Annotated in this window: 17 protein-coding genes; 16 read left to right on the top strand and 1 reads right to left on the bottom strand. The window is 64.8% G+C overall.

Annotation, left to right across the window (positions count from 1 at the left end):
* The first annotated feature begins 50 nt into the window (after positions 1 to 50).
* The 15 genes from brxC (at position 51) to brxL (ending at position 14,451) form a co-directional block, all read left to right on the top strand.
* Positions 51 to 2,780, top strand: a complete 2,730-nt coding sequence (gene brxC, locus LT988_RS05545; protein WP_232409231.1) for a BREX system P-loop protein BrxC — start codon at positions 51 to 53, stop codon at positions 2,778 to 2,780.
* 249 nt (positions 2,781 to 3,029) lie between these two features.
* On the top strand, positions 3,030 to 3,254 hold the full coding sequence (locus LT988_RS05540) for an antitoxin MazE family protein (protein ID WP_232409230.1): 225 nt from the start codon (positions 3,030 to 3,032) through the stop codon (positions 3,252 to 3,254).
* A complete protein-coding gene (locus LT988_RS05535; RefSeq protein ID WP_232409229.1) occupies positions 3,251 to 3,577 on the top strand; it encodes a type II toxin-antitoxin system PemK/MazF family toxin in 327 nt (108 codons plus the stop codon). Before LT988_RS05540 ends, LT988_RS05535 begins: the two co-directional genes overlap by 4 nt.
* Positions 3,574 to 3,753, top strand: a complete 180-nt coding sequence (locus LT988_RS05530; RefSeq protein ID WP_232409228.1) for a hypothetical protein — start codon at positions 3,574 to 3,576, stop codon at positions 3,751 to 3,753. Before LT988_RS05535 ends, LT988_RS05530 begins: the two co-directional genes overlap by 4 nt.
* 164 nt (positions 3,754 to 3,917) lie before the next feature.
* Positions 3,918 to 4,118, top strand: a complete 201-nt coding sequence (locus tag LT988_RS05525; RefSeq protein ID WP_232409227.1) for a type II toxin-antitoxin system VapB family antitoxin — start codon at positions 3,918 to 3,920, stop codon at positions 4,116 to 4,118.
* Positions 4,115 to 4,489, top strand: coding sequence for a type II toxin-antitoxin system VapC family toxin (locus tag LT988_RS05520; protein ID WP_232409226.1), 375 nt, complete (start codon positions 4,115 to 4,117; stop codon positions 4,487 to 4,489). The genes LT988_RS05525 and LT988_RS05520 overlap by 4 nt, the downstream gene beginning before the upstream one ends.
* 50 nt (positions 4,490 to 4,539) lie before the next feature.
* A complete protein-coding gene (locus LT988_RS05515) occupies positions 4,540 to 7,050 on the top strand; it encodes a transposase (protein WP_232409225.1) in 2,511 nt (836 codons plus the stop codon).
* Positions 7,051 to 7,085: 35 nt separating this feature from the next.
* Entirely contained in the window at positions 7,086 to 8,141 is a 1,056-nt protein-coding gene (locus LT988_RS05510) for an AAA family ATPase (protein WP_232409224.1), read from the top strand.
* Positions 8,138 to 8,791: a DUF4276 family protein gene (locus tag LT988_RS05505; protein WP_232409223.1), complete on the top strand. Its 654-nt coding sequence runs from the start codon at positions 8,138 to 8,140 to the stop codon at positions 8,789 to 8,791. The genes LT988_RS05510 and LT988_RS05505 overlap by 4 nt, the downstream gene beginning before the upstream one ends.
* Positions 8,792 to 8,852: 61 nt before the next feature.
* Positions 8,853 to 9,095, top strand: a complete 243-nt coding sequence (locus LT988_RS05500; protein WP_332460545.1) for a type II toxin-antitoxin system RelE/ParE family toxin — start codon at positions 8,853 to 8,855, stop codon at positions 9,093 to 9,095.
* 12 nt (positions 9,096 to 9,107) lie between these two features.
* Positions 9,108 to 9,410 carry a HigA family addiction module antitoxin gene (locus tag LT988_RS05495; RefSeq protein WP_232409221.1) on the top strand — a complete coding sequence of 101 codons (303 nt, stop codon included), beginning with the start codon at positions 9,108 to 9,110 and terminating at the stop codon, positions 9,408 to 9,410.
* Between the two features lie 58 nt (positions 9,411 to 9,468).
* A complete protein-coding gene (locus tag LT988_RS05490) occupies positions 9,469 to 9,723 on the top strand; it encodes a type II toxin-antitoxin system Phd/YefM family antitoxin (RefSeq protein WP_232409220.1) in 255 nt (84 codons plus the stop codon).
* Positions 9,716 to 9,976, top strand: coding sequence for a Txe/YoeB family addiction module toxin (locus LT988_RS05485; RefSeq protein ID WP_232409219.1), 261 nt, complete (start codon positions 9,716 to 9,718; stop codon positions 9,974 to 9,976). The genes LT988_RS05490 and LT988_RS05485 overlap by 8 nt, the downstream gene beginning before the upstream one ends.
* An 88-nt stretch (positions 9,977 to 10,064) precedes the next feature.
* Positions 10,065 to 12,401, top strand: a complete 2,337-nt coding sequence (pglZ, locus tag LT988_RS05480) for a BREX-1 system phosphatase PglZ type B (RefSeq protein ID WP_232409218.1) — start codon at positions 10,065 to 10,067, stop codon at positions 12,399 to 12,401.
* A gap of 4 nt (positions 12,402 to 12,405) precedes the next feature.
* Positions 12,406 to 14,451, top strand: a complete 2,046-nt coding sequence (gene brxL / locus LT988_RS05475) for a protease Lon-related BREX system protein BrxL (protein ID WP_232409217.1) — start codon at positions 12,406 to 12,408, stop codon at positions 14,449 to 14,451.
* Between the two features lie 460 nt (positions 14,452 to 14,911).
* Here the strand turns inward: brxL and LT988_RS05470 are convergent, their stop codons facing one another.
* Positions 14,912 to 16,213 (bottom strand): nucleoside recognition domain-containing protein, encoded by a 1,302-nt coding sequence (locus tag LT988_RS05470; RefSeq protein WP_232409216.1) that lies wholly within the window; start codon positions 16,211 to 16,213, stop codon positions 14,912 to 14,914.
* Between the two features lie 516 nt (positions 16,214 to 16,729).
* Between LT988_RS05470 and LT988_RS05465 the strand changes: the two genes are divergently transcribed.
* Positions 16,730 to 18,958, top strand: a complete 2,229-nt coding sequence (locus tag LT988_RS05465) for a phosphoketolase family protein (RefSeq protein ID WP_232409215.1) — start codon at positions 16,730 to 16,732, stop codon at positions 18,956 to 18,958.
* Positions 18,959 to 18,980 lie beyond the last annotated feature (22 nt).

The following is an 18,980-nucleotide window of genomic DNA, read 5'->3' as shown; positions in this document are numbered from 1 at the left end:
GGTTGAACGAGAGTCGCCCTTTTTTATGAAATATTCGGGCTAACGACGAGATGATCCGCGCCGTCAAGGATGCGCTGACCAACGAAGACGTCTTTCCACTCACCCTCATCGTCCTCGACGAGGTGCAGCAGTTCATCGGCGACAGCGGCGACCGCGCCTACAGCATTCAGGAGGTGGTCGAGTCCTGCAGCAAGCACTTCGGCGGCCGTCTACTTTTCGTGGGCACCGGCCAGACCGCCATGTCCGGCACCCCCTCGTTGCAAAAGATCAAGGGCCGGTTCACGGTGCCGGTGCAGCTCTCGGACACCGACGTCGAGGCCGTCATCCGAAAGATCATCCTGCAGAAGCAGCAGAGCGCCGTGCCCGCCATCCAGAAGGCGCTCACCGACAACCTCGGCGAGGTCTCACGCCACCTGCGCGGCACCAAGCTCGAGCACACCACCGACGACGAGCAGATCATGGTCGCGGACTACCCGCTGCTGCCGGTGCGCCGGCGGTTCTGGGAGAAGGTCCTGCACAAGCTCGACGAGTCCGGCACCATCTCGCAGCTGCGCAACCAGCTGCGCATCGTCCACGAGGCCGCCTGCGCCACGGCCGAGCAACCGCTGGGCCAAGTCGTGTCCGGCGACTTCATCTACGACCAGCTCAGCACCGACCTGCTTCAGACCGGGCTGCTGTCGCGCGAGGTCTACGACCGCATCGGCAAGCTCGCCGCCGGTGACGATGACGCTCGGCTCAAGGCCAGCCTGCTCAAGCTCGTCTATTTGATCGGCAAATTGCCCACCGACCCGATGGCGGACATCGGCCTGCGCGCCACCGAGGACAGCCTGGCGGACCTCTTGGTCACGGACCTCGCCGGCGGCTCCAGTGCGCTGCGCAAACGCATCCCGGCCCTGCTCGACGCGCTGCACGACAAGGACGGGCTGGTCATGGCCATCGCCACCCCGGCGGGCACCGAGTACCGCCTGCAGACCGCCGAGAGCAGCGCCTGGCACGACGAGTACCGCAAGCAGGTCTCCGAGCTGTCCGCCAACACCCAGCGCCTGGAGATGGAGCGCATCGACCTGTTCAAGGCCGCCTACCGGGATGCGCTCAAGGGCGTGCACCTGACCCAGGGGCAGACCAAAGAGGCCCGCACCCTCACCCCTTGCTACGACGACATCCTGCCGGCGGACGCCGACAAGCAGATCTATGCCTGGTTCCGCGACGACTGGAGCAGCTCCGAGGCCGAGATCAAGGGCGATGCCCGCAACGCCGGCCCCACCAGCTCGTCGATCTTCGTCTTCCTGCCGGCCCAGAGCCGCAATGAGCTGCGCTCCGCCATCATCGAGCACAAGGCCGCCCAGCTCACGCTGGAGACCCGCGGCATTCCGGCCACCCCCGAGGGCCAGGATGCCCGCTCCGCGATGGAGACGCGCCGCAACGACGCGGCCCGGCGCATCGCCCAGATCGTCAAGGCCGTGGTCCGCGGCGCCCAGGTCTACCAGGGCGGGGGGCAGACCGTCGATGGCAGCGAGCTCACCGACAAGCTCCAGGCCGCGGGCGGCGCCTCCATCGTGCGTTTGTACGGCGACTTCGACACCGCCGATCAGCTCGGCTGGGACAAGGTCATCGAGCGCGCGCGCAAGGGCGAGACCCAGCCCCTGCAGCCCATCAAGCACAGCGCGGATACCGATCAGCACCCGGTCTGCGCCGCCATCCTCAAGCAACTCGGCGCCGGCAAGAAGGGCAGCGACGTTCGCGACCACTTCAAGGCGCCGCCCTACGGCTGGCCTCAAGACGCCGTCGACGGCGCCCTCTATGCCCTGATCGCCAGCGGCCATGTGCTCGCGCTGAACAACCTGTCCAAACCCGTCGATGCCAAGGGGCTGGAGCGCCGCCAGATCACCCAAAGCACCTTCAAGCCCGAGACCGTCACCATCAGCCCGGTGCAGAAGATCCAGATCCGCAAGGTCTTCCAGGCCGCCGGCGTCACCTGTCAGCCCGGCACCGAGATCGAGCGGGCGCCGGAGCTGCTGCGCGTGCTGCGGGAGCTGGTGGCAAAGGCCGGCGGCGAGGCCCCCAAGCCCGCGCTTCCCGATCAGAAAGGCATCGACGACCTGCAAGCCCTGGCCGGCAACGCGCTCCTCGCCGAATTGTTCAGCCAGCGCGATGCCTTGATCCAGGGCAGCGCGGATTGGCAGACCACCGGCCAGCAGATCGCCAAACGCTGGCCCGTCTGGACGCTGCTTCAGGACCTGCTCGACCACGCCAAGGACCTCGGACCCTGCAAGGAGCTGCAAGGCGAGGCCGCGGAGATCCAGAAACAACGGGCGTTGCTCGCCGGCCACGACCCGGTCCAGGCCCTGTTGGACAAGACCGTGGACCTGCTGCGCACCAGCCTCAACCACCACGTCGCGGCATATCGGACCACTTACGACGCCGAGTTGGCCGCGCTGGAGCAGGACAGCAACTGGCAGTCGCTCACGGCCGAGCAGTGCCAATCAATCCTCGCCAAGCATGGCCTGAACGAGACCGTCTCGGTCGACGTGTCTACACCGGAGCGCATCCTCGACGAGCTGGAACGCTGCGCGCTGTCCCAATGGGCCGACCGCACCCAAGCGCTCAAGGGCCGCTTCGAGCAGGCCCGCCTGGAGGCCGCGAAGCTGCTGGAGCCCAAGGTGCAGCGCGTGGACCTGCCGCGCCGAACACTCACCGATGAGACCGACCTTGCCGCCTGGCTGAAGGAGGCCGAGCAGCGCATCCGCGACAAGCTCAGCGAGGGGCCAGTGATGATTTAAGGGTACCTCGAAGAATTCGAGGTGCCCGTACGGGGCAGGATGCCCCGCCATTTTTCAAGCGCCTAAGCGCTTGAAAAATGGAGTGAAGCGGAAACCGCGTTTTCGCTTCGCGTCTTGAAGAATTGCCAGGACGGCAATTTTCAAGGTCCCCATAAGGCGCTCGCCCGGCCCCTGCTCTTCCTGCTGTTGCGTGTAGCGACCCTGCCACCTAAACTGTTGCATGTAACGCAACCACCGGGGGAGGGAGAGATGGCATCCACGCACGTCAACACACGCGTCCAAAAACACCGCGCTGCGCTGCGCAGGGCTGGGCTGCGTCCGGTGCAGATTTGGGTACCCGATACGCGTCGGGCAGGCTTTGCGGAGGAATGTCGGCGACAGTCTCGACTCGCCGCCCAAGCCGATGCCGCGGACAGCGACATGCAGCAATGGATGGACGAAGCCCTGACCGACCTGGATGGCTGGTCCGCATGACACGTGGCGACCTGGTGACCATCGTCATACCCGGTGATTTCGGCAAGCCGCGGCCGGCGTTGGTGATCCAGGCCGATCAGTTCCATGAGCATGCCACCCGCACCGTGCTGCCGGTGACCAGCACACTGGTGGCGGCGCCGCTGTTCCGCATCACACTCGAGCCCAGCGGGGAAAATGGCCTAACGAAGCCATCTCAGGTCATGGTGGACAAAGCGATGACCGTTAAGCGGGACAAAGTCGGCCCGGTGTTCGGGCGGATCGATCTCGACAAGCTGGTGGAGATCGAGCGCGCCCTGGCCGTGTTCTTGGGCATAGCCAAATGATCAACTTGCAAATTGCAAAGGCACCAACGCCGGAGGTGTCCGGAGAGCCGCGGCCGAAGGCTCCGCTGGAGGAAACCCTGGACTGGCTGCGGAGCGAGGTCTGGTTCCTCCCCGTCCTCGACCAACGCGGCGAAGACGAAATCCTCGGCTACAACGCGCATGGCTGCTTCGATTGAGCTGCCGGTCGATACCATGCCCCTAACCGCGCTGCTTGCTCGGCGAGCCCGACGCCCTGGTCCTATGGACGACTCAGCGGGCCCTGAGCCCGTTGGCCCCCATCGCCGCAACTGACTAAAATGATACAGATCAGTACAGACATCTCATCTGCATCGCCAAGCCCATGCGTACCACCCTCAACATCGACGACGACCTGCTCCAGCGCGCCCGGGACCTCTCCGGCATGCAGGAGAAGACCGCCCTGATCCGCGAAGGACTCAAGGCCCTGATCGAGCGGGAGAGCGCCCGCCGCCTCGCCAGGCTCGGGGGCTCCGAGCCCGGGTTGGAACCCATCCCCCGACGACGCGTCGAGACTGGCGGGTGATCCCGGTCGATACCTCCGTTTGGGTCGATCACCTGCGCAGCGGCGATGCCCCGCTGGCGGCAAGGCTCGAAGCCGCGAGCGTCGCCATGCGCCCGATGGTGCTCGGCGAACTGGTCTGCGGGAATCTCAAGGACCGCCAAACCCTCCTCGCCCTGTGGCGCAACCTGCCGCAGCTTCCGGCGGCCACCGATGCCGAGGCCCTGTTCTTTTTGGTACGCAACCGCCTGTTGGGGCGTGGCATCGGCTATAACGGCGTGCACCTGCTCGCATCCGTTTCGCTGCATGCCCGGGCCAGGCTTTGGACCCGCGACAGACGCCTGCGGGCGACCGCGGAACAATTGGGCCTGGCCCACCCGGAGCCGGACGCCTGATTCGCGTATCAGGAGAGCCGACGGAACCAAACCCTAGGACAGCAAACAAGATGGAAGCCCTCGCCAAAACCCTGCGCAAGCAACTGGAAGACGCCATCGTCGCCGCCCGCGACATCGCAGAAGGGGCCGCCCGTGCTGCCCTGATGCACCTGGGTGTCGGCGACGCGGACCTCCCTAGGCATCTGACCGACGCCGAGCGCGCCCTGCGCCGACGGCTGCGCGCCCCCGGACGGCAGCTCGGGGATCAGCGACAAGCGGATGGACATCAGGCCATCGACAAGCTGGTGCAGGAGGCCGCCTACGAGCACTGGCACCGCATGCTCTTCGCGCGCTTCCTGGCCGAGAACGGTCTGCTGATCCACCCTGACGGCGTGCCGCTGACCCTGGACGAATGCAACGAGCTGGCCCATGACGAGGGCGCCGCGGACGGCTGGGAGCTGGCCGGGCGCTATGCCTCGCGCATGCTGCCGCAGATCTTCCGACCCGATAGCCCGGTGCTGGCCCTCAAGCTCGCCCCGGAGCACCAGCGCGCCTTGGAGAACCGGCTGGCCGCGCTGCACCCGGACACCTTCCAGGCATCCGACAGCCTGGGCTGGGTCTATCAGTTCTGGCAGACCAAGCGGAAGGACCAGGTCAACGCCTCCGAGGTCAAGATCGGCGCCGACGAGCTGCCCGCCGTCACCCAGCTCTTCACCGAGCCCTACATGGTCGCCTTCCTGCTGGACAACAGTCTCGGCGCCTGGTGGGCCACCCGGCGCTTGAGCGAGGACGATCTGCGCACCGCCGAGACCGAGGATGAGCTGCGCCGAAAGGCCGCAATCCCCGGCGTCGCCCTCGAATACCTCCGCTTCGTCCGCCCTCCAACTGCACCCAGCGCTTCCACCGTAGCCAGCGCTTCCACTGTAGCCAGCGCTTCTACTGTAGCCAGGGCTTCTAGCCCTGGATCAACTGTAGCCAGGGCTTCCAGCCCTGATTTCCCAGGCCAAGATGGCCTGGCTACAGCCCTGGCTACAGTACCGGCGACAGCACAAGGCCTAGACGAAAGCACGCTCAAAATAACCCACGGCGAAAACCTGCCCCATTGGACCTGCGAGAACGCCGTTTACCACATCGTTTTCCGTCTCGCCGACTCCATCCCCAAGACCAAGCTCCAAGCCTGGGCCGCGGTACGCGACGCCCAAGCGCGGGTGGCAGAACGCGACGGCTGCCAATCCACCGATGCCGCACGCAGACAAATCACGAACCAATACCGGGAACGGATCGAGACCTATCTGGACGCCCGCCATGGCGACTGCCACCTCGCCAAGCCCGAATGCGCCGAGATCTTCGCCAACGCCCTCAAGCACTTCGACGGCCAGCGCTACCGACTGCATGCCTGGTGCGTCATGCCCAACCACGTCCATGTCATTGTCGAACCGCTGCCCGGCCATGACCTGTCCAAGATCATCCACAGCTGGAAATCCTTCACCGCCAATGCCATCAACAAACACCTGAACCGCACCGGCACCTTCTGGCAGGAAGACGCCTACAACCACATCATCCGCAACGAAAAGGAATACGACTTTCAGATCCGCTACGTCTGGCACAACCCCGACAAAGCCGGCATTCCGGACTGGCCCTGGCGCCAAGCCGCCACTGTAGCCAGAGCCTCCACTGTAGCCAGGGCTTCCAGCCCTGGATTCATACTCAACACTCCCAGCCCCGACTCACCAGGCCAAGATGGCCTGGCTACAGTTCCGGCCCCGGGCGCACAGCTGGAGCTGTCGGACGAGTCCCGCGCCCTGGTCGCCGAGGCCGGCAAGCTCGACGCCTTCAGCGACGACGACGGCATCTGCTGCTTGCCCGCCATCCGTGGCGAGCCCGCCGCCCACGAGCGCCTGTTCCGCCTGCTGGAAGCGGCCTACGGTGACGACTGGACCGCCGGCACCCTGACCAAGCTTCTGACCGAGTCTGGCGCCAAGGGCAAGGGCCTGGATGTCTGGTTGCGGGACGCCTTCTTCGAGCAGCACTGCAAGCTGTTCCGTCACCGCCCCTTCATCTGGCACATCTGGGACGGCCTCAAGGACGGCTTCGCGGCGCTGGTCAACTACCACAAGCTCGACCGCGCCAACCTGGAGCGGCTGATCTACACCTACCTCGGCGACTGGATTCGGATGCAGGAGCGCGCCGCCGCCGACGGAGCGCAAGGCGCCGACGAGCGCCTGGCCGCCGCCAAGGCCCTCAAGACCCGGCTTGAGGCCATCCTGGAGGGCGAGGCCCCGCTCGACATCTTCGTGCGCTGGAAGCCCATCGAGGCGCAGCCCATCGGCTGGGAGCCGGACCTCAACGACGGCGTGCGCCTGAACATCCGCCCCTTCCTGCTCGCCGGCGACGTCGGCAGGTCGGGCGCCGGCATCCTGCGCGCCAAGCCCAACATCCACTGGAAGAAAGACCGCGGCAAGGACGTCGAGAGCGCCCCCTGGTTTCACCGGTTCCAGGGCGACCGTATCAACGATCATCACCTGACCTTGGCCGAGAAGCGCGCCGCGCGGGAAGCAGCCGAGGCTGGAGCGGCGGCATGAAACCAGTGACTGCCCGGACGCAGCTTACCCGGCTCGTGCTTGAAGGCTACAAATCCATCCAGGCATGTGACCTGGAGCTTGGCGCGCTCAACGTTCTGGTTGGCGCCAATGGGGCGGGAAAGTCGAACCTGATCGGCTTCTTCAAGCTGATCCGCGAGATGACGGATGGGAACCTGCAGCGGCATGTTGCCAAGGCGGGCGGGCCGGATGCGCTGCTGCACTTCGGGCGCAAGGTCAGCGAGTCGCTGCGCTTTGAGCTGTACTTCGGTCACAATGGCTACCAGGCGACGCTGGAGCCCACGCTCGACAACCGATTGATGTTCTCCTATGAAGCCTTCTGGTGGGACGTGTCTGGTCCCCGTCAGATCGGCGCGGGTCATTTCGAGAGCAAGTGCAACGAAGGCACCCGCACCGGAATCGATGAATACGTGCTGCCGGCCATGCAGAGCTGGTCGGTCTATCACTTCCACGACACCAGCGACGAGGCGCGAGTCAAACAGCCCCACGCGATCAACGACAACGACTACCTGCGCCCGGATGCGCGAAACCTGGCGGCGTATCTCTACCGCCTGTATCAGACCGAGAGAGCCCATTACGACCGCATCGTTCGGACCATCCAACTGGCGGCGCCTTTCTTTGGCAATTTTTACTTACGGCCAAGCCCCGCGAACAAGGAGTTCATCGAGTTGGAATGGGTTGAGCGTGGTCAGGACTTCCCGTTCAAGGCCCATGTCTTATCCGACGGTACCCTACGCTTCATCTGTCTTGCGACCCTGCTCTTGCAACCGGAGCAGAACCGACCTGACAGCATCCTTGTTGATGAGCCCGAGCTTGGGCTGCACCCATACGCGATTACTGTCCTGGCATCGCTGTTCAAGTCGGCAGCCAAGAAGAACCAGATTATCGTCTCTACCCAGTCTGTCGAATTGGTAAACGAGCTCGATGCCGAGGACTTGATCGTCGTGGATCGAGATCAAGGCCGGTCGACATTCCAACGCTTGGATGCATCGGGCTTACAGGATTGGCTGGAGGAGTACAGCCTTGGCGAGCTTTGGAAGAAGAACGTCATCGGCGGGAGACCGACCCGATGACGCGCGTGCACGTGATGGTGGAGGGGCAAACGGAAGAGACTTTCGTGCGCGAGCTCTTGTACGACCCATTGGTGAATCGCGGCGTCTTCCTGAATCCGATCCTGCTGCGCACGAGCGCCGGAGGCAAGGGTGGTGTTGTGTCCTATGGCAAGGTCCGTTCTCAGGTTTTGCGCCAGTGCCTGAGCGATGCCGGCGCCAAGGTCACAACGATGATCGACCTTTTTCGGCTCCCGAAGGACTTTCCCGGGAAGCAGGCTTGTGCGGCCGCACAGCTCTATTCGCGGGTCGATTGTCTGGAGCAGGCGTTCGCGAGTGACATCGGTTGCGGAAACTTCGTTCCTTACCTGTCGGTGCATGAGTTCGAGGGCCTGCTGTTCTCGGACGCGACACGGTTCGCAAACTGGTTCGACGAACCGGGTCCGCTGCAGCAGCTCAACGCAGTCGCGACGGGCTTTCAAAACCCGGAACACATCAACGACGGTGCGCAAACAGCGCCGTCCAAACGTATCGAGTCGAGCCTGGGCAGGCTGGGCTACCAGAAACCGGTTCACGGTTCGTTGATCGCCATGGACATCGGGTTGGACTGCATGCGTGCCCAGTGTCCACATTTCGATGCTTGGGTAATGAAACTTGAGGGGCTTGGCGTATAGTAACGCATCGCGTTATGCTTCTGCGATGATCAAGACGTTCCGCTGTCGAGACACGGAGGCGTTGTTCTCGGCACGGCGCGTTGCGCGGTTCGCCCATATTGAACGCGCGGCGTTGCGCAAGCTCGTCCAGCTCAATCTGGCGCGTGTCATCGACGACATGCGCGCGCCTCCTGGCAACCGGCTGGAGTCCTTGAAGGGTGATCGCGCCGGACAGTGGAGCGTTCGGATCAATGCGCAGTGGCGGCTGTGTTTCCGCTTTTCGGACGGCGACGCCCTGGATGTCGAAATCGTCGACTACCACTGAGAGGTGAAACAGATGACTCGGGAGCTGGCGCCGGTTTCTCCCGGCGAGATGCTGATGGAGGAGTTCCTCAAGCCGCTGGCGCTGTCGCAGTATGCGTTGGCTCGGGCGGTGCATGTGCCGCCGCGGCGGATCAACGAGATCGTGCACGGCAAGCGTGCGGTGACGGCGGATACCGACCTGCGTCTGTGCCGCTTCTTCGGCCTGTCGGAAGGCTGGTGGCTGCGCCTGCAGGCCGACTATGACATTGCCCTTGCCAAGGAAAGTATGGCCGACGTACTCAGCGAGATCGAGCCCTTGCCGCGTGGTCGTGATTGACTGAAGCCAGATAGCACAGCATACTTGTACGACATATCGCACAAGTTCGACGGCCGCCATGCAAACCATCACCTTCTCCGATGCCCGCAATCAACTGAAGCAAGTGCTTGATCGCGTAGCAGACGACGCGGACTACACGGTCATCACCCGTCGAGATGCTGAAGACGCGGTCGTGATGTCCCTCGACAGCTTCAATAGTCTGATGGAGACGGTCCACCTGCTTCGCTCACCGGCCAACGCCGAGCATCTCGCCCGCTCCATTGCCCAATACCGCCAGGGACAGACCGCCGAGCATCCGTTGCAGCATGACTAGACGGCTCGCTTGGACCGAAGAGGCCTGGGCAGACCACGTCTACTGGCAAAGCCAAGACCGCAAGACCCTGAAGCGCATCAACGCGCTCATCGCCGACGTGCTGCGGACGCCGTTCGAAGGTATCGGCAAACCCGAGGCCTTGCGGGAAAACCTGAGCGGATTCTGGTCGCGTCGCATCGACCAAGCGAATCGCCTGGTCTACGCCGTCGATACGGAGCAGATCACCATCATTTCCTGCCATTATCACTATTGATTTGAGCACGGAATGAGCAAACGAAGGTGAGTATCCAGTTGAACGCGGCGACTGTTCCTAACTTCAAAGGCGTGGCGGTGCGACACCGATGACTGAGACCGTCTTCGACCGTCTGCTCGACTCCCTGCGCAGCGCCGCGAACGTCAGCCGCGCCGAGCAGGCGCGGCCCGCCGCCGTGCTCTGGAAGGATCATGAGGCGCAGTGGCGAGCGGTCGACGAACGGCTGCGGGAGATGATCCCGGAGTTGCTGGTGTTCGGTGACCACGCGCCGGCGGAGCGCCGCGGTCCGGCCATCTGGATCAAGTGCATGCTGGCGCGCACCCTCGAGGAGGCAGACTGGCCCGCGAGCGCGGTGCCGATCCTCTATCTGCCCGGTGTGTCGCGCGCCGACCTGCGCGCCATCGAGACCTGCCCGCGGCAGTTGCAGCCGCTGGCCGAGCTGCAATACCGGGGTCTGTTCTGGAGCCAGCTCAATGGCCGGGATTGGACGCTGAACGCGTTCCTCTCAAGCAGTCGCGGCGGGCTAAACCTCGACCTGTCCGCGGATCAGGCCACCCAGCAGGCCATGCACCGGGCGCTCGATGTGCTGGTCGACACACCGGTGGACGCTCTCAAGGGCCGGCCTCTGGAGGCGGCGGACTTCGACGCCTTGTTGAGCAGCGACCCCATCCGCGACCTGCTGTCCTGGATGAGCAACCCCGAGGGCACCGCTGAGGAATGGCAGGGTGCCCGCTGGGATGCCTTTCGCAGCCGCTGCAAGGCGGACTGGAAGCTCGACCCGAAGACCGACGGCGTGCTGGTCGCGGCGGAGCGCATCAGTGAGGGGCGCCCGGAGTGGGATGCCGTTTGGGAACGGTATCAGAGCGGCTGGCGGCCTTTTCCGAAGGTGATCGAGCAGCTCCGATTGGCGTCGCTCCCTGTGCACCGGGACCTGTTCACCGATCTCAGCCGTTACCCCAGGGCCAACGAGGAGGCTGAGGACAAGCTCCGCTCGGCACTGGCTGGGCTTGCGGGTGCTAGTCAAACCGAGGCTATCGCAAGGCTGAAGGCGCTGGAGCAGGAGCACGGGCAACGCCGGCGTTGGCTGTGGGCGGAGATGGGCCAAGCACCGCTGGCCCAGGCGCTGGAGCCCCTGTCCCGGTTGGCCGCGCTGACGGAGAAGCCGTTCGGCGGACAACACCTGGATGACATGGCCGACGCCTACCGGGGCGAGTTCTGGCAGGCGGATGCAGCGGCCCGGCAGGCCCTCGCGGGACTGCGCACCAAGGCCGACACCGAGGCGGTGAGCGCCACGCTGCAGGCTGTCTATGTCCGCTGGCTGGATGTGACCAACCGGCACTTCCAGGATCTGGTACGCAACGATGGCTACCCCGGCTCCAGCGTGGTGAAAGAGCCGGACGCCGGCTATCAGGCCGGCGGGCGGTGCTGGCTGTTCGTCGACGGGCTGCGCTTCGATGTCGCGCAGGAACTCGCGGTGGCTGTGCAGGCAGAGGGGCTGGAGGCGACGATCGATTCGGCCTGGGCGCCGGTACCGTCGGTGACCGCCTCCGGCAAGGTCGCCTGCTCGCCCATGGCCCAGGTCGCGCAAGGCCGGAGCACCGACCAGGACTTCGTCCCAAGCCACGGGACACAGGACAAGCCGTTCAACGCCGCCCTGCTGCGCAAGACGCTCAAGGACGCGGGCTGGCAGGTGCTGGGCGGCAGCGAGACCGGCGATCCAACAGGGCGCGGCTGGACGGAATTCGGTGATCTGGACCACTACGGCCACGAGCACGGCCTGCGGCTGGCGCGTGAGGTGCCGTCGATGCTGGATGCGATCGTCGAGCAGATCCGTTTCTTGATCGATGCGGGCTGGAAGCAGATCCGCATCGTCACCGACCACGGCTGGCTGCTGGTGCCGGGCGGTATGCCCAAGACCGAGCTGGCGAAGTTCCTCACCGCCACTCGCTGGGGTCGCTGCGCGGCCCTGACCGATACGGCCAAGCCCACCGAGCTGACCTTGACCTGGAGCTGGTGCCCGGATGTGCGCGTCGCCATGGCGTCGGGTATTTCCAGCTTCATCGCCGGCCAGGAGTACGGGCACGGCGGCCTGAGCCTGCAGGAGAGCATCATCCCCAGGGTCAGCGTCACACTGCCGGCCGGCGTCGCCGACGCGGTTTCCGTGACGGTCACGGAGATCAAGTGGACCGGATTGCGCTGCCGCGTTGTCCTCGATGGCGCGCAGCCGGGCTACGCGGTGGACCTACGGCAGAAGGCGAACGACCCGAAGACAAGCCAGGCCGACGGCGGCAAGCCGATCAAGGCTGGAAAGGCGTCGCTGGTGGTCGAGAACGATGAACTGGAAGGCGAGGCCATCTCGCTGGTCGTCCTGGACGGCAACGGCCAGGCGGTCGCGCGGGTGGCGACGGTAATCGGCGGGGACTGAGCAGATGCAGCTAGACGAACTGGACCGAAAGGCCGCCGAGCACTTCGAGGGCTATGTCGTGCGCAAGGACCTGGTGCGCCAATTCAGCCGCCAGTTCCCGGTGCCGACCTATGTGGTCGAGTTCTTGCTCGGGCGCTATTGCGCAACGACCGATGAGGAAGAGATCAACGAGGGGCTGGACATCGTGCAGCGCCAGCTCGCCTCGCGCACGGTCAAGGCCGGTGAGCAGGAGCTGTTCAAGGCCCGCGCCCGCGAGCAGGGTACCGTCAAGCTCATCGACCTGGTGAGCGCCCGCCTGGACGCCAAGACCGACGCCTATCTGGCCAACCTGCCGAGCCTGCAGCTCAAGGACGTGCGCATCGCCCCGGAGATGGTCCGCGAGCACGAACGGCTCTTGACCGGCGGTTTCTATGCCGAGGTGACACTGAGCTATGACTCCTCCATCGCTCAGGAGGCCCATGGGCGGCCCTTTGGCGTTGAGGCCCTGCGGGCCATCCAGCTCTCCAAGCGCGACGTGCTGGAGGTGCTGGCCAAGGCGCGCGAGGATCTGACCACCGCCGAATGGAAAGACTTCCTGCTGCGCAGCGTCGGGCTGGAGCCTGACCAGTTCAGCGAGCGGGCCAAAGACGCCCTGCTGCTGCGCATGGTCCCCTTCGTCGAGCGCAACTACAACCTGGTGGAGCTGGGGCCGCGTGGCACCGGTAAGAGCCATCTGTTCCAGCAGGTCTCGCCCTACGCCCACCTGATCTCGGGCGGCAAGGCGACGGTGGCGAAGATGTTCGTCAACAACGCCAACGGCCAGCGCGGCTTGGTCTGCCAGTACGACGTGGTCTGCTTCGACGAGGTCTCGGGCGTCTCCTTCGACCAGAAGGACGGCGTCAACATCATGAAGGGCTACATGGAGTCGGGCGAGTTCAGCCGCGGCAAGGAGAGCATTCGGGCCGACGGCTCCATCGTCCTGGTCGGCAACTTTGAGGTGGACGTGGAGCACCAGCAGCGCATCGGTCATCTGTTCGGTCCGCTGCCGCCGGAGATGCGCGACGACACGGCCTTCATGGACCGCATCCACGCCTACCTGCCGGGCTGGGACGTGCCCAAGATGCAGCCGACCCTGTTCACCGATCACTTCGGGCTGGTCAGCGATTTTCTGTCCGAGTGTTTCAGCCGGCTGCGCATGGAGAGCCGGTTGCCGCAACTGCAAGGCCGGGTGCACTTGGGCGGCGCGCTCAGTGGGCGCGACATCAACGCTACCAACAAGACCGCGAGCGGCCTGCTGAAGCTGCTCTATCCCTCGGCCGAGATGCGGGTTGCGGACGAGGATCTGGAATGGGCCGTGCGCCTCGCGCTGGAGGTCCGCCGAAGGGTGAAGGAGCAACAGAAGCGGATCGGCTCAGCGGAGTTCCGGAATACCCACTTCAGCTACTTACTTGGCGAAGAAGGCGTCGAGAAGTTCGTCGTGACGCCGGAGCTTTCGAGCGAGAACAGCATCGGTGCCGACCCCCTCGAACCTGGGCAGGCTTGGACACTGAGCCCCGGCGGCATGGACGAGCACCCCGGTCTCTACCGCATTGAGGTCAACGAGGGGCCGGGCAGTGGGCTGCGCATCCTGAACAAGCCCGCACCATCGGCATTTCAGGAATCGGTGCGCTACGCGCAGCAGAACCTTTACGCCCGCGCCGCGCAACTCGTCGGCGACCGCGACCCCAGGGCGCACGAGTTCTCGGTCCAGCTCAGGAGCTTCGATGCCGCCAAGACCGGCAGTCAGGTCGGTGTCGCTGCCCTGATCGCACTTTGCAGCAGCCTGCTCAAGAAGCCACTTCGCGGCGGCCTGGTCATAATTGGCGAGATCAACCTGGGCGGGTCCATCGAGCCGATTCACAATGCCGTGACGCTGGTCGAGCTGGCCGTCGAGAAGGGCGCGCAGGCCGTACTGATGCCGGTCACCAGCCGGCGCCAGCTGTTCGACCTGTCCGATGACATGGCGACAAAGGTGGATACCCAGTTTTACCAGGATGCCCGCGACGCCCTGCTGAAGGCGTTGGTTGAGTGAGGTTCATCCGCCTCCTACGCCCTGATCAGCACCGCCGCCGAGCCCAGGAGAATCCGAATGCAATCTGAAGTACGAGAAAACTACGGAGCGTTGAGTAAAATCAGCATGAAACAGGCACATCCTGAATCAGTTAAGATCGGTATGACATACGATTAAGTTTCTGAAATACTTGGCACGCGTCGGGGTTTGGTCTTGCTTTAAGCGCCCGTCGCAGAAGGAGCCAGATACCGTCGTCTGGTGATCGCGCTACAGCGGTCGCTCGCGTCGCTAAGGCCGCTGACCGCCTTGGGTCGAGGACGGACCCTTCCGCTACCTCTCCACCGGTGCCGCAGTGAGGAAAGATCGGCGGAATGCAGGTGAGCGAATCTAAGAATTCTGTGACGAGATAGCGTTGGAAAGAACATCGCACCGTCGGCGAGACAGCAGTTTTCGATGAACGGCAAGGTAACCTCTACCGGTATCAGATCCCAGCGAAAAGGAACCAACAGGCGGCGACAGCTGCAACCACCGCAACCAGATCGGCGGTGAGTGCCGCGGCCAGGGTGTGGCGAATCCGCCGGATCCGCACGGCGCCGAAATAGACCGCGAGCACGTAGAAGGTGGTTTCGGTCGAGCCCTGTAGGGTCGAGACCAGATAGCCGACATAGCTGTCCGGGCCGATGGCGGGATCGTTGATGATGGAGGCCATGACGCCGTAAGCGCCGGAGCCCGACAGCGGGCGGAGCAGGGCCATCGGCAGGGCCTCGGCCGGCAGGCCGACTCGGGAGGTGAAGCCGCCGATCAGGTCGACCAGGACGTCCATTGCACCGCTCGCGCGGAACATGGCGACCGCAACCAGGATGGCGACCAGGTAGGGAATGATCCGCAGCGCGACTTGAAAACCCTCTTGGGCCCCTTCCACGAAGACCTCGTAGACGCGCACGCCGCGCATCACGCCGAACAGCAGAAATCCCAGCATCAGCGAAGGCACGATCCAGGGCGAGACGCGGTCGCCCCAGAGGATCGCGGCCGGGATGAGCGCGACCACGCCGCCCAGGGCCAGGATCGAGACCCACATCGGATAGGCGCCGGAGTCGGCGGGTAGATCGACGCCGGCCGGGGTGCTTTCGACCGTTGCGCCTGCCGGGATCGGCGCGTTTGGCTCAACCGGTCCGAGCGGTGCGAAGCGCTGATACACGCGGGCGGCGAGGATGGCGGCGATGGTCGCGCACAGGGTCGCGAAGAGTGTCGTCGGCAGGATCCCGGCCGGATCGCTCGACCCCGCGGAGGCACGCAGCGCGATCACCCCGGTCGGCAGCAGCGTGACGCTCGAGGTGTTGATGGCGAGGAAGAGCGCCATCGAGTTGGTCGCCGTGCCGGGTCGCGTATTGAGCTTGTCGAGCTCCTGCATCGCGCGAATGCCGAAGGGCGTGGCGGCGTTGCCCAACCCGAGGGCGTTGGCCGACATGTTCAGGATCATGGCACCCATCGCCGGATGGTCGGGCGGGACCGCCGGAAAGAGGCGCGTCATCAGCGGGCGGATCAGGCGCGCGATCACGACGAGCATGCCGCCGGCCTCCGCAACCTTCATCAGTCCGAGAAAGAGGGTCATCACCCCGACCAGGCCGATGGCCAACTCCACCGCACCGCTCGCCGCCGCCAGCATTTCGCTCGACAGCACCGCCATCGGCGTTTGTGCGCCCTCCACGACGGGTAGGGTCAGCTCTCGCCAGGCCGTGGCGAGAAAGCCGATCAGGACGATGCCGAAGAAGATCCCGTTCATGTAAACCGCGTCATGCGGGATATGGGTTAGTTCGCGGTTGGGTGTGGTGTCGCAGCATCCTGCGGCCTCTGTCGGTGACGCGGTTTAGATTCTGAGGTTTTTGTCCGAAACGCGTTGCGCCGAGGTTGTTGGGTGAGACGATCGCCGGGTCGACTCGACTCGACTTGGCTTCTGCCGAACGCGTTTCGGATGGTAACTCCAAGGGGGTGATGGGGCTTGCAGGAATTGACGGAATCGGCTGTTCGTCTGGTATCCGTAGGACGAGCCGAGTCCTCGTAGAACCAATATTCTGCATTGTGAAATCAAATATCGGCAGATTTTTTCCCGGCCAATTCATATTAAATATTTGATTTTAGTTTAAGTTTTCTCGTTAACAAGAAAGATTCCGCATTGTGAAATACGTTACCTATTGCGGAATCCCGTCCTCGTTTCTAGTGTGCAACCAACGCCGCGGCGCATGTGATCCCGGCCGACGCGACAACCGACTAGAAACGACCAGAAACGAGGAAAGACACCATGACCGCATCCGCCACGACTGCCCCCGAGACGACGACACCCGACTTCTGCAACGGCGTGCTGCATTTCGCCAACCTGCCGCCCGACTTCGAGTGCCTCGGCGCCCGCCCGGCGATCGCCGAGGGCGCCCATCGGATCGAGGAGATCGACGACGCGGCGGTCTATCAGACCCGGCTCATGGCTGATGCCCTGCGCTACACCACGCTCCAGCTCTGCTCATCCAAGGAGTCCGGTCATCCGGGTGGTTTCGCCAGCTCCGCCGATGCCTACGCCGCACTTGTGATGCTTGGGCATACCAATATTCTGACCGAGGTCGGTCACCATGCGCCTGGCTTCTACAGCGCCATGTTCCTGGACGGCTCGCTGGAGGCGATGGGCATCAGCGATATGCACCAGCTCCAAGCGCGCTTCCGCGAGCGCGACGGGCTGCTCGGCCATCTCTCGGGCGCGATCCCGGGCCTGCTTGCTCCGGCCGGTCCGCTGGGTCAGGGCCAGCACTTTGCGATGGCTGCGGCCTATCTGCACCGCGAGACACTGTTCCCGGTGACCATCGGCGACGGTGGCCTGGGCGAGCCTTATATCCTGTCGGCCTTCAAGCACTTCCACACCGCGTATCCGGAGGTGACGAATTTCCTGCCGGTGCTGGTCTGGAACGGGTTCAGTCAGGAGCATCACTCGATGGTCTCGCTGATGGACAACGAACGGATGCTGGCTTTCTGGCGTGCGCACGACTTCGGGCGGGTGATCCTGATCGATGCGAAGGACTACGACGATGCCGGGCAGGAGGGCGACTATGTCGACAGCACGCGCTTCGGCGACGCCGCCCGTTCGGCCTTTACCCGCGCCGTGCTCGACGGCATGCGGGAGGCCGAGGCCTCCGCGCTGGGCGGCACCATGACCTGCTTTATCGTCAAGCAGCTCAAGGGTGCGGGTGTCCATGCCACGGGTGCGAAGTCGCACAATCTCTATCCGGGCGACAATGCGACCAAGCCGAACATCGCCGCCGCACTCGAGCGCGGCGCGCTGGCCCCCGAGGCCTGGGCCTTGGTGCGGACCAACATGCAGCGCGCCGGCGGCGGCCCGGCCGGCGAGACCGCGGTGACCGAGTTCGAGCGGGTGCCGAGCGACATCGGGACCTTGCCGACGCGCGCCTTCGCGGTGGGCGAGAAGGCGGTGCCGGCCAGCGCCATGGCGGAGATGGTGGCCGAGCTGGGTCGGCGCGACCCGCTGTTCGTGGTAACCAACGCCGACGGCAACGAGGCTTCGAACATGAAGGCGATCAACGAGGCGCTGAAGATCCGTCATCCCACCGAGGACGGTCTCTACAACCAGTCCCCGACCGGTCAGGTCTACGAGCCGCTGAGCGAGGACGCCTGTGCCGGCTTCGCCGCGGGGCTGGCGCTGTTCGGCGGGCGCTCGCTCTGGCTAAGCTACGAGAGCTTCGCGATAAACGGTTGGCCGATCGTGCAGACCGTCGGCCAGGCGATGGCGGAGCTGCGGCGCAAGACCCCGGCCCTGGTGACCATGTTCACGGCCGGCGCATTGGAGCAGGGCCGCAACGGCTGGACCCATCAGCGCCCCGAGATCGAGAACTACATCGGCGGCCAGATGCGCAACGGCAACGTCTATCTTCTCTATCCGGCGGACGCCAACCAGATGCAGGCCGCCTACGGCTGGGCGACCGAGCAGTTCAACAAGTGCATCAGCATCATCGCGTCCAAGTCGGCGCTGCCGGTCTATTCGAACCCGGAGCAGGCGCGCGAGGCGATCGAGGAGGGTGCCGTCTGTCTGGCCGATACGGGGCATGGTGTGGTCGGCACGGTGGTCTTCGCGCTGACCGGGGACATGGTCGCGCTGCCGGTCTTCGCGGCGAAGGAGACCCTGGAAGCCGCGGGCTATCGGGTGCGCGTCGTCGCCGTGGTCAACCCGCGTCGGCTCTATCGTCCGAGCGACGTGGCCTGGCGCCATTCGGCCGAGCCGGACGACCACTTCATGTCCGATGCCGATTTCCAGACGCTCTTCGACGGCGACGCCCTGATCGGCGTGAGCGGCGGCGGGACGGTGGCCTTGGAGCCGGTGCTTCTGCGCAGCCGAGCCGCCGCGCGTGATCTGTTCGGTTGGCAGCGTGGCGAGACCACGGCAAGCCCGGCCGAGATCATGGCCTTCAACGGCATCACCGCCGAGTCGCTCGACCGCCGCGCCCGCGACTTGATCGCCGGCGCCGCCTGAGGGAATCGCGACGAGTCGAACC

This window comes from Thiocapsa bogorovii, from assembly GCF_021228795.1.
GTDB lineage: Bacteria > Pseudomonadota > Gammaproteobacteria > Chromatiales > Chromatiaceae > Thiocapsa > Thiocapsa bogorovii.
The sequence above is the reverse complement of the archived record's forward strand: the minus strand, read 5'-3'. Positions and strand labels throughout refer to the sequence as shown.